The sequence below is a fragment of the Streptococcus danieliae genome (genome assembly GCF_025447695.1).
GTDB classification, from domain to species: domain Bacteria; phylum Bacillota; class Bacilli; order Lactobacillales; family Streptococcaceae; genus Streptococcus; species Streptococcus danieliae.
In genome coordinates this window covers 1-15970 of sequence record NZ_JAOBSU010000031.1, presented here as the reverse complement: position 1 = coordinate 15970, position 15970 = coordinate 1, and the positions used below count along the sequence as shown (strand labels likewise).

Below are 15970 nucleotides of genomic sequence, written 5' to 3'. Positions count from 1 at the left end.
CATAGGTCAAGTTTCTGTGTCAAGTATTTATGAAAACACTTGACGAAATTGTCAAATCTAGATTCTTGTTGAGTCCTGTTCGAAGCAGCGTTAAGTAGCTTCAAACAATCCTTCTTCGCTCTCGTGTCGTCAAGTAGTTTTATAATTCTGTTAAGATTCTTGACCAATACAACTTTATCAAAAGACTAAAAACAGAGGCTATTTCAAAGAATAAAACCTCTGTTTTCAAAAATCACTTTACTTGTTTGTTGACGAAGCGTTTACTTGTTGTTGTCGCTTCGAAATACTACGAGACTTCCCTTCTAAGTATACCATCAGGATTGAAATGTCTGCTGGATTTACACCCGAGATCCGGCTAGCTTGACCAATCGTTTCTGGATTGATTTGCTTGAATTTTTGACGAGCTTCTGTCGCGATTGAATCAATATCATCCCAGTCAATATCTGCTGGAATTCGTTTTTCTTCCATTCGCTTCATCTTGTCAACCTGGTCAAGTGCTTTTTGGATATAACCTTCATATTTGATTTCCGTTTCCAATAGTTCTTTGACCTTTTCATCGATTTCCTCAGAAGCTGATCCAATGAAATGGGCCAGATCATCATAACTGACTTCTGGTCTCCGTAGAAATTCCTTGGCTGTTAGGGCATCCGCTAACGGTTTAAAACCAAGATCGGTAACTTTTTGGTTGGTTTCCGCGGTTGGTTTTAATTTATGACTTTCCAAGCGTTCCATTTCTGTTTGGAAACTGTTTTTCTTCATTTGGAAATCTTCCCAACGCTCATCATCGACCAAACCAATCGAACGCCCAATCTCCGTTAAACGCATATCTGCATTGTCATGCCGTAAAATCAAGCGGTACTCTGCTCGACTGGTCAAGAGACGGTAAGGTTCCAAGGTTCCTTTAGTAACCAGATCATCAATCATCACACCAATGTAACCATCACTGCGTTTGAGAATTAGTTCTGGTTTCCCTAAAACTTTAAGAGCCGCATTAATGCCGGCCATGATTCCTTGCCCTGCAGCTTCTTCATAGCCTGAAGTTCCATTGGTTTGACCGGCCGTAAAGAGACCTGAAATTTTCTTAGTTTCAAGAGTAGCTCGCAATTGATGAGGGAGAATCATATCGTATTCAATAGCATAACCTGTCCGCATCATTTCAGCTTTTTCAAGTCCTTTAATAGAATGAACCAACTCACGTTGCACATCTTCTGGAAGACTAGTTGATAGTCCTTGGATGTAAACCTCTTCGGTATCGCGTCCTTCGGGTTCTAAGAATAGTTGGTGTCTTTCCTTGTCTGCAAATCGAACAATTTTATCTTCAATGGATGGGCAATAGCGAGGGCCTACTCCTTCAACAACACCTGTAAACATAGGTGCTCGGTGTAAATTATCTTGAATGATTTGGTGGCTATCCTGGTTAGTGTAGGTTAACCAGCAAGGTACCTGATCTTTCAAGTAGTCCTCATCCTTGGAGCGATAGGAGAAATGGTTAGGTGCTTCATCCCCTGGTTGGATTTCAGTCTCACTATAGTCAATGGAGGATGCCTTGACACGGGGTGGAGTCCCTGTCTTAAAGCGACCGATTTCAAATCCTAGTGCTTTTAGGTTGTCAGCTAGCTTGACAGAAGCAATACTGTGGTTGGGTCCAGAAGAGTATTTTAAATCACCAATGATGATCTCTCCACGCAGGGCTGTCCCGGTTGTCACAATAACCGTTTTGGCACCAAACTCTTGATTGGTTGCAGTCCGAATCCCAATAACCTTTTCATCCTCAACCAAAATTTCATCAACCATGGTTTGGCGTAGGGTTAGATTCTCTTGGTTTTCAACTGTCTTGCGCATTTCTTTCGCATAGAGTTCCTTGTCAGCTTGAGCTCGTAAGGCGCGGACAGCAGGCCCTTTACCTGTATTCAGCATCTTCATTTGAATATAGGTTTTATCAATATTTTTGGCCATTTCACCACCCAGGGCATCTACTTCACGGACCACGATTCCTTTGGCAGATCCTCCAATCGAAGGGTTACAAGGCATAAACGCCAACATTTCAATATTGATGGTTGCCAAGAGTGTTTTACAACCCATCCGGGCAGCCGCAAGAGATGCTTCTACTCCTGCATGGCCAGCACCAATGACAATCACATCATAAGTCTCCGCAAACTGTCTAGTCATTTTTCCTTCCTTTCACAAAAAAAGGTCAAGGCTTCATTTGATTGCAGGCCAAAAAACCTGCAAATCCATGAGCTTTGACCATCAGTGTATTTGCTTCTTAGTATTGTAGCATATCTTAGTAACTTGTCAATTTATATGTACTGACGAACTTGGTCGTTCATATAGGCCTGGTCAATCAAGCCGCCGCCTAGGCACTCTTCCCCATCATAAAAGACCACAGCTTGACCTGGGGTAATCGCCCGTTGCTCTTCCGCAAAGCTTACCAAAGCTTTGTCACCATTGACAGACACTGTCACCTTAGCATCAGGTTGACGATAACGGAATTTGGCTGTACATTCCATTTCGAAAGTTTGGGGCATTTCTTTTGTAAAATGTACTTGACTGGCTGTCAATTTAGTTGACATAAGGTTTTCATGGTGGAAACCTTGACCCACATACAGAATATTCTGTTCAAGATCTTTACCAACAACAAACCAAGGTTTGTTATCACCACCTTCTTGACCGCCAATTCCTAGGCCTCCACGTTGTCCGATAGTGTAATACATGAGACCACTGTGTTCTCCCATATCACGCCCCTCCATGGTCATCATTCGGCCAGGTTTAGCGGGTAGATAGTTGCTGAGAAATTCTTTGAAATTCTTTTCCCCAATGAAGCAGATTCCTGTTGAATCCTTTTTCTTAGCTGTTGCCAAGCCTGCTTTTTCTGCAATCTCCCTCACTTGTGCTTTTTCCAAATGACCAAGCGGGAAGAGCGTTTTTTGCAATTGCTCTTGAGACAGTTGGCTAAGGAAGTAGGTCTGATCCTTGTTTTGGTCTTTTCCACGCAGCATGCGTACTTGGCCATTTTCATCTCGTTCAACCTGGGCATAGTGACCGGTGGCTACATAGTCTGCTCCCAGTTCCATCGCATAGTCAAGGAAGGCTTTAAACTTAATTTCCTTGTTACACATGACATCTGGATTCGGTGTCCGACCGGCCCGGTACTCTGCTAAGAAATATTCAAAGACCCGGTCCCAATATTCTTTCTCAAAGTTGACAGAGTAGTAAGGGATCCCGATTTGATCCGCTACCGCTGCAACATCTTTATAATCTTCTGTTGCCGTACAAAAACCATTTTCATCGGTATCATCCCAATTTTTCATGAAAATACCGATGACATCATAGCCTTGTTCTTTTAACAAGAGGGCTGTAACAGAGGAGTCAACTCCCCCACTCATCCCTACAACAACTCGTGTTTTTGAAGGAACACTCATAGTTTTCTCCCATCTTTCGTTCGTCACGTTTCCATGCGCGCTTTCAACGATTTGAAGGTCGTTTTGAGCAAGGCTTATTATAACACGAATCAAAAAAATCCTCCACTGAACAAGGTTGTTTTGTGGAGGATTTGAAGGTCTTTAATACCAGCCATTGGCAAGCCAGAATTGATAGGCTTGGGTCCATGAACCATAGCGATTTTTGACATATTCATCTGCGACTCGTTCTTGGTTCTCGGGTGACAAATCACCATTGAGGTAAGAAAGTGTCAATTGGTAACGTCCATAATAGATGCCATTTTGGGCTGTGTAACTACCACTTGACTCCTTTTGAGCAATCCATTCTTTGGCTGCTTGCTCATCACTTGACAAATTACTTGTCACCGCTGGAGCCACCTGCTCCTGAGCTGTTTCTGCGGGAGCTTCCGCTTCCTTGACTCCTTCATTGACAAGATCTTGTTGGTCTGAAGCTACTATTTCCGCTTGAACCGGATCAGCCGCTGGAGTTCCTGTTGCTAACTCCAGGACTTGGCCAACCTGAATCACATTTGGATTCTGAATGTTATTGCGTTCTAGAATCTTTTCAAGGCTTGTTTGTTTTTCTGCAGCAATTTTTGATAAGGTGTCCCCCGATTTTACTGTATAGGACTCAGCTGACACAGTATTTACAGTTCCTAGCATTAGAAGAGCTACCAATCCCGTTAAGAGGGAATATTGTTTTCTTTTCATGTAAAGTTCCTTTCTTATCTGACCTTATTCTACCCTAGGAATATTACGAAAAGATAGCAAAAACCGAGAGAATTTTACAGAAGTGTGAAGAAGATTGATTAGATTCTTTACAATCCAAGCCCTTTTAGCTTATGGTATACTGGATGTAAAGGAGTTTATATGTTTTTATTTTTTGATTTAGATGGAACCTTAGTCGATAGCGGACCTGGTATTAAGACCGCCTTCCACTATGCCTTCACAGAACTACAGCAAGCCGTACCTGCTGATTCCGAATTGGATACACTGATTGGCCCACCACTGGAACGATCCTTTACCCTCTATCTTCCAAAGGATAAAGTTGAAGAAGCGATCACCCTTTTCCGTCACTATTACAGAGAAAAAGGGGTCTATCAAGCCATCCCCTATCCTGGGATAAAAGAGACACTCCAGACTCTGAAAGAACAAGGGCATTATCTAGCCATTACAACCAGTAAAAATCAACCCATGGCCCAGGTCATGATTCAGCACTTTGGCTTAGAAACCTACTTCCACCAAGTCTTTGGAGCTCTTCCAGAGTCACATGACAAAATTGATGTCCTTAAAAGAGGCATCGAACACGCTCAGGCTCCTAATGATCAAGCCTATATCATCGGTGATACCTTGTTTGACATGGCTGCTGGTCGCGATCTAGCCATCGGGCGTATCGGAGTTACATGGGGCTATGGCAGTTCCGAGTCTCTCCTTGAAAACGGAGCCCAGATTTTACTGACAGAAACACAGGAGCTGACCGCATTTTTTGAATAAGTAAAAACGCCTGAGATACTTTTCTCGAGGCGTTTTCTTCTATAGTCATTTTATTAGTAACCCCAAGCAGCCAGGCCTTGATTACTGTAGGCATTGTAGGCAGCTTGAATTTGGTCATCAACGCTGGCTGTTGATCCCCAACCTGGCATGGTTTGGAAGAGTCCACTAGCACCAGAAGCGTTGGCAGCATACATATTTCCGTTTGATTCACGAGCAATAATATTTTCCCAAGTAGAAGCTGACACACCTGTCAATTCTGCCATACGGGCTGCCGCATACATGCCCTGCTCACCAGCAGTATTACCATTGGCCAATACAACAGAACCTGCTGCTGTATTTGAATAACTGACTGGAGCAAGTGACAAGGTTGCCGGAGCTGCATAAGTATGGTTTTCAGCAGCTGCTACAAGAGGTGTCACTTCAATAGTTTCTTGATTTGGTGCATGTACAGGTGTTGCACTTGCTTGAACAAGCGTCGCTGACTCTGAAGCAGCAGACACTTCTGGCATGTTTTCTTCAGACGCTTTTTGAACTTCTGAAGTCTTTTCAACTGAGTTTGTAGACTTTTTGACAGAGCTTGATGATGCTACTGTCTCTACCTTTTTTGTAGTTGAAGACGCAGTCTCTCTACTTACAGTATAGTTTTCTGCCAGAACTGTGCCACCAATAACAAGGGCGGAAGCCGCTGACAAGATTCCAAAGTTTCTATACTTTTGCTTTTGATCGTTACGCATTCTTTTCTCCTTTTTCCTACACCTATCATACAGGGTGTTTGTTACTCTTTCTTATACAAAAAGTAACGTTTGTTACAAGAAGATGATATTTACAGCTTTTTACTGTAATAAAAGCTAATTTTTAAGGAAAAAGAGAGCTAGAGCTAGACAGAAAAGTAAAATAAGTGACAAGGTATCTAAAAAAGTCCACTGCAGTTTACGGTAGGCTGTTCGCGGTAAACCAACTTGATAGCCACGCGCCTCCATCGCTGTTGCCAAGGCATCTGCTCGTTTAAAGCTTGAGGCAAACAACGGAATTAAGATAGGAATAAAGGACTTGGCCTTCTGGATGATATTTCCTTCTCCAAAATCAACACCACGCGCTCGTTGAGCATTCATGACCTTGACCGTATCATCCATCAAGGTAGGAATAAACCGTAAACTCATAGATAGCATCAAGCCAATTTCCTGAACTGGAAAACGAAATACTTTCAGAGGATCTAAGAGTGATTCAATCGCTCGCGCCAAGGTCAAAGGCATGGTAGTCAAGGTTAAAACTGTCGACCAGAGGACAATCGTTAAGAAGCGGACCAAAATAATCCCTGCTTGAGACAAACCTTGATCCGTTATTGTTAACCAACCAAACTGAACTAAAACCGTCCCTGTGTTTAGCGTAAACAACTGCAAACTAATCGTAAAGAAAATAAGAAACCACATCGGTTTTAAGCCGTCCCAATAGACTTTAAGCGGTAAACCTGACAGAAATAAAAGGACTCCTGTAACCAACAAAATCAACGCATTTGTCACAAGATTATTGGCCCAAAACACCATGAGCACAAAGGCAAACATCCCTAATAATTTAGCTCTGGGATCCAAACGATGGATAAAGGACTTACCTGGAATGTAACGACCTAAGATCAATTTATCCATGATAGGCCTCCTTAAATTCTGCTAGGGTTGTCGGTAAGCGGTCAAACGAAAAGCCCTTCTCTTTTAAACCAAGTGCAAAACGAGTCACCTTGGGTAAACCTAGATGGAGTTCCTCCATACGCTCTACTTGCTGGAACAACTCTCGTGGCTGTCCCTGAGCCTCTAGACGTCCTTTTGACAAAAGGTAGACATAGTCGGCATAATCAGCCACATCATCCATGAGGTGGGTCACTAGAATGATTCCCATCCCTTGAGCATGCAGTTTGGCAAATAACTGCATAAACTCTTTTCGACCAGCTGGATCCAAACCAGCAGTTGGCTCATCCAGTACCAAAATCTCTGGTTCCATAGCCAAGATACCAGCCAGAGCAACCCGTCGCATTTGTCCACCGGATAATTCAAAGGGGCTACGCTCCCAAAGCTCTGGGGCAATACCAACTAGAGCTAATTTTTCACGCGCTAGCTGCTCAGCTTCTGCCTGAGAGGAACCAAAATTTTGGGGACCAAAGGCAACATCTTTTAAAACAGTCTCTTCAAATAGCTGACTTTCTGGAAATTGGAAAGCCAAGCCAATCCGTTTTCGAACTGCTTTGATATCCTTTTGCTTTTTTCCAGCTTCTAAAATAAGGGTTCCAACTTTGATCTGACCACTGGTCGGCAGCAATAAGCCATTCAGCAATTGTAATAGTGTTGATTTACCACTGCCGGTATGACCGATAATCGCCGTATAATTCTTTTCGGCAATCTCTAAATTCAGATCAAACAAGGCCGGTCCTTCGAATGGTGTACCTGCTTGGTAGCTATAATTTACCTTGGAAACTGTAATTCCCATAAATAGTCCTGCAATTCTTCTTCTGATAAGTAGCCAGATACATCTAAATCTAGCATTTCTACTAATTGGCGGGTGAAGGGGAGGTCTAAACCAAGATCCTCTAAATCTGGTCGTTGAAACAACTCTTGGGGTGTCTGCAGGGATTTCACACGTCCCGCTTTCATCACCAACACACGGTCACTAAGACTGACCTCTTCCAAATCATGGGTGACAGATAAAACTGTGATGGCCTGCTGGCTCCGAATAGCCGCAATTGTCTCCATCAGCTCTTTGCGCCCCTCTGGATCGAGCATGCTCGTTACTTCATCGAGAATGATAATATTTGGCCTTAGAGCTAGAATTCCTGCAACGGCCACCCGTTGCTTCTGACCTCCAGACAAGCGAGCAGGTTCCCGATCCCGGAAATCCCACATATTGACCATCTTGAGCGCTTCCTCAACTCGTACCTGCATCTCCTCAGGTGGAACTTGATTGTTCTCCAAGGCGAAGGCAACATCGTCTTCAACCGTCGCGCCAACAAACTGATTGTCTGGATTTTGGAAGACAATTCCCATTTCTTGCCGTTTTTCCCAGATATTCTCGGCTGATAGGACTTGGCCATTGATTAAAACCTGGCCCTCTTCAGCCTCTAACAGTCCATTTAGCAAACGTACTAGGGTAGATTTGCCACTACCATTATGGCCGACAATAGATAGCCACTCGCCCTGTTTCACATGAAACTCTACCTGCTTGAGGGTCAGGTGAGCATCTTCTTTTTGGTAACGGAAGCTGAGATTGCGAACCTCAATACTATTTTTCTTCATTTAAATGTATCCTTAAATAAGAAAGATGCGCCTTTAAAGTAATCATAACCGGAATATAGGGTAAAGAATAAGGCGATGTAAAGCGTTATGTCGGCTAGTAAGGAGAAATGGAGAAGGTAGAAAATAATCGCGAACATTTGTGAGAAGGTTTTGATTTTCCCAGGCATGGCGGCTGCCAACACCGTCCCCCTCTGCTCAACCAGGAGTAAGCGCAAGCCGGTGACTGCTAACTCACGACACACAATCAGGGCAGCAATCCAGGCTGGCACAAAGCCTAAGTCAACGAGGAGAATAAAGGCTGACATTACCAGAAGCTTATCCGCCATCGGATCGGCAAACTTCCCAAAGTTCGACACCACCTGCCACTTGCGGGCTAGATAACCGTCTAAATAATCCGTAAAACTAGCCACCGCAAAAATCACAGCGGCTACCCAATGCAGGTCCCTCCGACCTGGTAGGCTCAGAATGAGAATAAAGATCGGAATCATGGCGATTCGTAGAAGGGTTAAAAGATTAGGAATATTTTCTTTTTTCATAAACTTACTCCTCTAAACCTTCGCTTGGAAGGCCTACTTCTGTATCTTGGGATACTTCTTCAGTTACAGAACTAGCTGTAGAACTGCTTGCTGGTGAACTCTGCGCCGCAGCCGAACTAGTCCGCAGGACAAGAGTTGTAGCTTCCTCAGGTAAATTCTCCAGTGCCACCTTCTGTCCATTCAGAGTTAACTCCACTAGGTTTGGATCCCCTAAACCAATATAAAATTCATAATTGGTCACCAGGTCTTCCTTAAAGCTTGGGGCGTTTGCAGTTAGAGCCAGGCCACTTGCAGCCCTCGTTTCAGAAACAGTGACCCAAGTATCTGTCTCTTTAGACCTACTGATTGTTAATTCAACAGGTTCACTAGCTCCAGCTGCAGTCACATAGGTTACGCCATTAACCATAGAAACAGAAATATCCAACTGCTCCCGCTGCTTTGCCTCCTCTGAAGCCTTTTCTTCCTGACTGCTACTAGAGGTGGTGATTGGAGTTTCAGACACGTGGCTGGTCGAATAATTCCAAACAAAGTAGCCGACTGAACCCAGAATCCCTAACGATATCAGCACAAAGTAAAAAATCGGTAAATAAGATTTTATCTTACGTCTTTCAATCCGTGTCGTACGGCCATGTTCTTCGTCCACCTCAATCTCATCGTAGGCAACCATGGAGCCATTTTCATAAGCCGCAAGTAAAATCTTTTCGTCTAGTCCCAACTCCCAAGCATACTTTTTGATAAAAGAACGGGCATAGAAGGGACTTGGTAACTGATCAAAATCATTATTTTCAAGAGCTTCCAGATATTCTACTTGAATATCAACGGCCTTTTGAAGCTGACTCAACTTTTTTCCTTGATGAATACGTTCACGACGCAATACTTCACCGATTGTAACTTTTCTCATATCAGGGTCCTTCTCTTTCTAGGTATAATTCGGTAAAATCGTAAAATCCATCATATCGCAGCTTTCTATAAATTCACGTCCAACTTCAAGCACATCGACAAGATGGATATTCGGTAGGATGGCTGGGAGGTCAAAAAGATTTAATCCTTCAACCCCGGGCAAATAGTTATTAAAGATAAAGTCATAGTGATCCAATTGTCGGATAAAGTCCCCGTACATCTCATTCTTCAATAAATCAAGGTGCTCTTCCGACAAATCTCTAGACTGTTCAAAACGTTTGACAATCGTTCGTAACTGGTGCGAAAACGAAACCGGTTCATCCGTGTCCAAGAAAAAGAATACATGGTGATAAAGCTCTTGAACATCAATTTCAAATTGAAAGGAATAGTCGATTTTTCCTGCATCCAGTAACTCTTGGTAACGTTGCGAAGTCCATCCCAGTAATAAGGAAAAGAACAATTGCAACTTTACCTTGTAAAGGAATAAATCTTCCTGATCTAGGCCTTTATTTCCTCGTAAGCCAATGGCCAATTTTGCTTTGGAAACATCCATCCGCATGGATTTTCCAGACTCTACTGGGTGACGAGGCAGAGGACTTCTTTTTGGTATCGAGCTGACAGTAGTTGACAGTCCTGAAACACCCTCGGTCAGTGAGTCCACCAGTTCTTGGGGATTGAAATCACCAATTAGAAACAACTGCATGTTTTGTGGGTGATAGTAATCTTGGTAAATACGCTGTAAATCTCTCAAATCTATTTGCGCAATCGATTCACGGCTGCCAACAATTTCCATGGCCAAGGGGGTATCTGGATACATCCTGGCTAAAGCTTCTGTAAACAGAACTTGATCTGGATCCGCCTTATACATCTCCAACTCCTGCTGGATAATCTCCTTTTCCTTGTCAATAGACTCTACAGATGTAGTAAAGTTGGAAATCATTTCTAGAAGTAGATGTGCATTCTCCGTAATAGCCTTACTGGAAGAAAAGGTATAGCCCGTGTAGCCAAAGGTTGTAAAAGCATTACTATCCGTCGCAGATTCTGTAAACTTTAACAGAAAATCCTCCCCAGACTCTGCTTCAAAAATTTTATGTTCTAAAAAGTGAGCTAGCCCTGCTGGCTCACTTCCCTTCCAATCTAGACTACCCAAATTGACAGTCAGTAAACCAGCCTGTTCCTTGAAGCCTTTTTTAGGAAGCATGCGTAGCAAAAAACCATTGGAAAAACGATAGGTAAATAAGGTCTCATCAATACTGGAAAAATGTTTTTCTTCGATTTTTCTCATTCGCTACTCCCTTCTAAAAAAATCATTGACTGTAACTGTAAACTTCTAGCAACCATTTGAATGTCTTTAGGTGTCACAGCTTCAATCGCTTTTTGGAAAGAACCATCTACACTGTAAGCAGAACCAAACATAGCTGTTTGATAAGTTCGCTCGACCATGGCCATGGGTGAATCTTCGACTTGAACAATCAGATTCAACAACATCTTTTTACTCATGGACAACTGCTCTTCACTGATAAAACCTCTTCGGATACGATTCATTTCTTGACGAATCTGTTTAAAAATCACATTCCGCTGAGGTGCTTCAAATCCTACATAAATCCGGAAGAGATGGGAAAATACATGAAGCTGACTACCAACCGTATAGGCCAGTCCCTCCTCCTCTCGGATTTTACGAAAAAGAAAGGAATGGGGAAACTGGCCCAAAAGGGCATTTAATAAAACCAAGGCTGGATAAGATTTTTCATCTCGAAAAACAGGGGTATAATAGGCCAAATCCAATACAGACTGTTGCCCCATCGCTTTTTGAAATACCTCTTGGACAACGGAGCTCTCTGCTTGAAAATGAGTTAAGGATTTCAATTCTTTTCGAGGCTGTAAATCCCAGCTACGAATTCGGTCTCGAATCATTTTTTCAGGAAATTCTCCAAAGAAGAGAAAGTCGATTCGGTCCTCGCGCATCATTCGTTGAAATTCTTTATAGGTGGACCTTGCCGTCTCCGACTCTAGTAGTTCCTTATTCCCATAATTGGCCAGGGACAAATCGGGATGACCTCGATAAAAGGCTTTGAAACTTTCATTGCGTGCCTGGCTAAAATCATTTTCCCATTCTCGCTCGGACAACTCGATTAAATTCTCTCGCTCAGTTTGGAATAAAGAGTGCGCAAAAGCCTCATCTTCAATTAAAGGATTAAATAATACCTCGGAAATTAAATCAAAAATCCCCTCAATCAAAAATTGCTTTTTACTCAAAAATCGGTCTTTTACAAAGATTAAATCAATGTCAACTAAGTGTAAATCCCCTACAATATGGATCGACGTTGACAATTCCGCACCATACAAAGATGCCAAATATCTTTGCAAATCCTTTAAACGCGGATAGGATTGATTAGCAGTTTCCAAAATAGCCGCCACAATAGCTCTCGCAGAAACGGAATACCGAGACAAGGTAGATGTAAAGCGAATCTTGATGACATTGCTTTTAAATTTATGACTATTCATGACATGTATATGTACGCCATCTACTAATTCCATAACCACCTCGAAATAAATTCTATATAGGATTTCATTATACCACTAATCCCTCTAAAAACATACTCTACACACCGCAAAGCAGGAATGGAATGGGTATGCTATAATAGCCTCAGAGGTATATTATGAACTACAAATTATTTGATGAATTTATTACATTACAAGCCCTATTGAAAGACCTAGGAATTATCCAAAGTGGAGGCGCCGTGAAGGCTTTTTTAGCCGAAAATCAAGTCTTTCTAAATGGACAAGAAGAAAATCGTCGTGGTAAAAAACTCTACCTGCAAGACAACCTTCAAATTCCCAATCTAGACTTACAAATCCAATTAATAGCCCCAAGTCAAGAAGAGATTGCGGAACACCAAGAAGCCCTCGCAGAAAAAAAACGAGTGGCTCAACTCGTCAAGGAATTAAATAAACAGCAAAGCCCTGATAAAGCTAAACCAAAAAGAAAACCCGTTCGGTTCCCAGGTAGATAAGATGTGGTTAAAAGAACTACAAATTCACCAATTTCGAAATTACAAAGATGTCAAGCTCCAATTTCAACCAGGCCTAACCGTCTTCTTGGGACAAAATGCACAGGGAAAAACCAACCTGCTAGAAGCTATTTATTTTTTAGCGCTTACCCGGAGCCACCGTACTCGACTTGACAAAGAGTTGACTCAGTTTGATACGAATAACTTCCAGCTGCAAGGAGTTTTAGCAAAGCTAACAGGGACACTACCATTAGAAATAGCCTGGACCAGTAAGGGACGGATGACCAAGGTAAATCACTTAAAGCAAGCCCGACTATCCAACTATATCGGACATATGAATGTCGTCCTATTTGCCCCAGAAGATTTACAGCTCGTTAAAGGTTCTCCTTCTTTAAGAAGGAGGTTTGTGGACATGGATTTAGGACAAATAAAATCCACCTATTTGGCTGAACTATCTCAATACCAGTATATCTTAAAACAACGCAACTCCTATCTCAAATCTAGTCAGAAAATTGACAGCAATTATTTAGATGTTTTAGACGAGCAACTCGCTCAGTCTGGTGCTCGTGTTATCCAACATCGGCTGCAGTTTCTCGCTGATTTAGAAACCGTAGCCAGAACTCAACAAGAACATTTATCCGAAGATCAAGAAATTTTGAGAGTCCATTACAAGAGTTCTGTTGATTTACAAGATGATTTACAACTCCTTTCTCAGAATTTGACTCAAGCTCTTTTAGAAAAAAGACAAACCGATATCTTCAAACGAAGTACAAGCGTTGGTCCCCATCGAGACGATGTTCGCTTTTCTCTTAACGGTATTGATGCTAAATATGGCAGCCAAGGCCAACAACGAAGTCTGATTCTCTCTCTAAAACTAGCTGAAATTCAATTAATCAAAAATGTTACCCGAGAAAGTCCCATCCTCTTATTGGATGATGTGATGAGTGAATTGGACAATCATCGTCAAACAAGACTTCTAGAAGCTATTAGCGGTGATATCCAAACATTCTTGACAACAACTTCACTCGACCATTTACAAGATTTACAAGTAGATTTACAGGTTTTTAACATCCATCAAGGAAAAATTACAAGCCAATAACGGTAAATAGGCTAACGAACCCTTCTTATTCCGAGCAATAAGAAGGGTGTGGGACAGAACTAAGATGAAAAAAATTAGTTTATTCGATCTCTTAATTTTAGGCTCATACTAAAAAGATCCACTGGATCTTACTTTGCTTTCCAATTTCTTAGCTCAGGTTGAAAAGGTTCCCCGAACCTACCTCGCGTCCTTATTTTTAGGCTGGGATGGAAAAAGTCTTCAGGACCTTTTCCATCCCAGCCCCGCAAGGTTGATTAGGTAGTGTTCTTCATATGGCGAACGATTGGAGTTTGCTTAGCAAACAATATTTGGTACTCTCTAATAGCATACAATACTGTTAGACCCAATCAACTACTGCGTCATCTTATTTTGCTAATCATAAATAGAGAGGCTAAACTTTTGTCCCAACCTCATTAATAAAAAAATAAGGGTCTTCTCCCTCAATTCAAGAGGAGTCAGACCCTTTTAGTTTTATAGGTTTAATGCATAGAGTAGTTTGGTGCCTCATTGGTGATTTGGACATCGTGTGGGTGGCTTTCTTTTAGACCCGCACCACTCATCTCCATAAATTGAGCATTTTCACGGAGTTGGAAGAGGTCTCCAGCACCTACATAGCCCATTCCAGAGCGAAGTCCACCAACCATTTGGAAGACGATATCTGATGCTGCACCTTTATAAGCAACCCGACCTTCAATCCCTTCAGGAACTAGTTTGTTTGCTTCATTGACAGAACCCTGGAAATAGCGATCTTTGGAGCCTTTTTTCATAGCTGCTAGACTTCCCATACCGCGATACGTTTTAAACTTACGTCCTTGGAAAATTTCTGTCTCACCTGGTGCTTCATCTGTACCCGCCAACATAGATCCAAGCATAACTGCATGTCCACCTGCGGCCAAGGCTTTGACAATATCACCTGAATACTTGATTCCGCCATCGGCAATGATGGCTTTCCCATATTCACGCGCCACACTTGCTGCATCATAGATAGCAGTCACTTGTGGTACACCAACACCTGCAATGACACGGGTTGTACAGATAGATCCTGGTCCGATTCCGACCTTCACCACATCAACTCCAGCTTCATAAAGAGCTCGTGTACCTTCAGCTGTCGCCACATTTCCGGCAATCAGCGTTTTATCAGGGAACACTTCCCTGATTTCACGAATCTTGCGAAGAACACCGGCAGAGTGACCATGAGCAGTGTCGATAACAATCGCATCTGCTCCTGCTTCAAACAAGGCACGAGCCCGATCAAAGGTATCTGAAGTAACTCCGACAGCACCTGCAACCAAGAGGCGTCCATAGTGGTCTTTAGCCGCATTTGGAAACTCAATCACTTTTTCAATATCTTTAATCGTAATCAAACCAGCCAAGGAACCATCGCTATTCACCAATGGTAATTTTTCAATCCGATTTTGGTGAAGAATGCGCTCAGCTGTCTCCAAATCTGTACCAACAGGTGCAGTAACCAAATCCTCACTGGTCATGTGTTCACGGATCGATTGACCAAAATCCGTGATGAAACGCATGTCACGATTGGTAATAATTCCGACTAACTTCCGACCCTCAAGCGAATCGACAATTGGGACACCACTAATATGGTAGCGTTCCATAAGCTCATTGGCTTCGGATACAGAGTTATCCGGCGTCAAAAAGAAGGGATCCATGATAACGCCATTTTCAGAACGTTTCACTTTACGAACCTCTTCGGCCTGTTCTTCAATAGGCATGTTCTTGTGAACCACTCCAAGCCCACCAGCCCGAGCCATTGCAATGGCCATGCGACTATCCGTAACCGTATCCATTGCAGCTGAAATAATAGGGATATTCAAGGTTAAATTTGGTGCCAATTGTGTCTTCAAATTAATATCATTTGGCAACACATGACTTTCTGCTGGAATTAGCAAAACGTCATCAAAGGTGTATCCTTTTTTCAAAAACTTAGTATCCCAATTTGACATGGTATTTCTCCTCTTTTTTTATCTTTTATCAGGCCAATCCTGATAGGTTTAAAATATTTTATCACTCTCAACTGAATTGTCAACTAGTATTGCTCAAGGAATCATTCCCGTTGCTTATTCTTTTTGAAAATAATGTCAGGATCCTGACTCCTCCTCATCAATTTCATAAAAATAACATCTTTACCTAAGTTTAGGAAGTGAAATAACTCTAAATTTTTCGGAAATATCAAAAAAAGGGCGCAAAAAATCCC

General features: G+C 42.3%; 15 protein-coding genes. 3 read left to right on the top strand and 12 right to left on the bottom strand.

Annotation, left to right across the window (positions count from 1 at the left end):
- Positions 1–237 precede the first annotated feature (237 nt).
- The 3 genes from mnmG to apf all read right to left on the bottom strand — a co-directional run bounded on the left by mnmG (position 238) and on the right by apf (position 4151).
- Positions 238–2169 (bottom strand): tRNA uridine-5-carboxymethylaminomethyl(34) synthesis enzyme MnmG, encoded by a 1932-nt coding sequence (gene mnmG / locus N4310_RS03360; RefSeq protein ID WP_160332006.1) that lies wholly within the window; start codon positions 2167–2169, stop codon positions 238–240.
- Positions 2170–2300: 131 nt separating this feature from the next.
- Positions 2301–3422 carry a tRNA 2-thiouridine(34) synthase MnmA gene (mnmA, locus tag N4310_RS03355; protein WP_179923361.1) on the bottom strand — a complete coding sequence of 374 codons (1122 nt, stop codon included), beginning with the start codon at positions 3420–3422 and terminating at the stop codon, positions 2301–2303.
- A 141-nt stretch (positions 3423–3563) separates the two neighbouring features.
- Positions 3564–4151 (bottom strand): aggregation-promoting factor, encoded by a 588-nt coding sequence (gene apf / locus N4310_RS03350; protein ID WP_262092072.1) that lies wholly within the window; start codon positions 4149–4151, stop codon positions 3564–3566.
- A 159-nt stretch (positions 4152–4310) separates the two neighbouring features.
- Here apf and N4310_RS03345 point away from each other — a divergent pair, with 159 nt between their 5' ends.
- Positions 4311–4934, top strand: a complete 624-nt coding sequence (locus tag N4310_RS03345; RefSeq protein ID WP_262092071.1) for an HAD hydrolase-like protein — start codon at positions 4311–4313, stop codon at positions 4932–4934.
- Between the two features lie 53 nt (positions 4935–4987).
- Here the strand turns inward: N4310_RS03345 and N4310_RS03340 are convergent, their stop codons facing one another.
- From N4310_RS03340 to yfmF, 8 genes are all read right to left on the bottom strand, one after another.
- Positions 4988–5668, bottom strand: coding sequence for a transglycosylase SLT domain-containing protein (locus N4310_RS03340; protein WP_262092070.1), 681 nt, complete (start codon positions 5666–5668; stop codon positions 4988–4990).
- A gap of 114 nt (positions 5669–5782) precedes the next feature.
- Complete coding sequence (locus tag N4310_RS03335) at positions 5783–6577, bottom strand: energy-coupling factor transporter transmembrane component T family protein (protein WP_262092069.1); 795 nt, start codon at positions 6575–6577, stop codon at positions 5783–5785.
- A complete protein-coding gene (locus tag N4310_RS03330) occupies positions 6570–7409 on the bottom strand; it encodes an energy-coupling factor transporter ATPase (RefSeq protein ID WP_262092068.1) in 840 nt (279 codons plus the stop codon). Before N4310_RS03330 ends, N4310_RS03335 begins: the two co-directional genes overlap by 8 nt.
- Positions 7385–8212 carry an energy-coupling factor transporter ATPase gene (locus N4310_RS03325; protein WP_160331999.1) on the bottom strand — a complete coding sequence of 276 codons (828 nt, stop codon included), beginning with the start codon at positions 8210–8212 and terminating at the stop codon, positions 7385–7387. The genes N4310_RS03330 and N4310_RS03325 overlap by 25 nt, the downstream gene beginning before the upstream one ends.
- The gene (gene pgsA, locus N4310_RS03320) at positions 8209–8748 is read right to left on the bottom strand and encodes a CDP-diacylglycerol--glycerol-3-phosphate 3-phosphatidyltransferase (protein WP_262092067.1); all 540 of its coding nucleotides are present in this window, start codon (positions 8746–8748) and stop codon (positions 8209–8211) included. Before pgsA ends, N4310_RS03325 begins: the two co-directional genes overlap by 4 nt.
- A 4-nt stretch (positions 8749–8752) precedes the next feature.
- Complete coding sequence (locus N4310_RS03315) at positions 8753–9649, bottom strand: helix-turn-helix domain-containing protein (protein ID WP_160331997.1); 897 nt, start codon at positions 9647–9649, stop codon at positions 8753–8755.
- 18 nt (positions 9650–9667) lie between these two features.
- Entirely contained in the window at positions 9668–10933 is a 1266-nt protein-coding gene (yfmH, locus tag N4310_RS03310) for an EF-P 5-aminopentanol modification-associated protein YfmH (protein WP_262092066.1), read from the bottom strand.
- Positions 10930–12186: an EF-P 5-aminopentanol modification-associated protein YfmF gene (gene yfmF / locus N4310_RS03305; protein WP_262092065.1), complete on the bottom strand. Its 1257-nt coding sequence runs from the start codon at positions 12184–12186 to the stop codon at positions 10930–10932. The genes yfmH and yfmF overlap by 4 nt, the downstream gene beginning before the upstream one ends.
- Before the next feature lie 122 nt (positions 12187–12308).
- On the opposite strand from yfmF, the gene yaaA reads away from it, so the two are divergent.
- Both yaaA and recF read left to right on the top strand, forming a co-directional pair.
- A complete protein-coding gene (yaaA, locus tag N4310_RS03300) occupies positions 12309–12662 on the top strand; it encodes a S4 domain-containing protein YaaA (RefSeq protein ID WP_160331994.1) in 354 nt (117 codons plus the stop codon).
- A gap of 1 nt (position 12663) precedes the next feature.
- The gene (recF, locus tag N4310_RS03295) at positions 12664–13758 is read left to right on the top strand and encodes a DNA replication/repair protein RecF (RefSeq protein ID WP_262092064.1); all 1095 of its coding nucleotides are present in this window, start codon (positions 12664–12666) and stop codon (positions 13756–13758) included.
- A 479-nt stretch (positions 13759–14237) separates the two neighbouring features.
- Here the strand turns inward: recF and guaB are convergent, their stop codons facing one another.
- Entirely contained in the window at positions 14238–15719 is a 1482-nt protein-coding gene (guaB, locus tag N4310_RS03290; protein WP_262092063.1) for an IMP dehydrogenase, read from the bottom strand.
- Positions 15720–15970 lie beyond the last annotated feature (251 nt).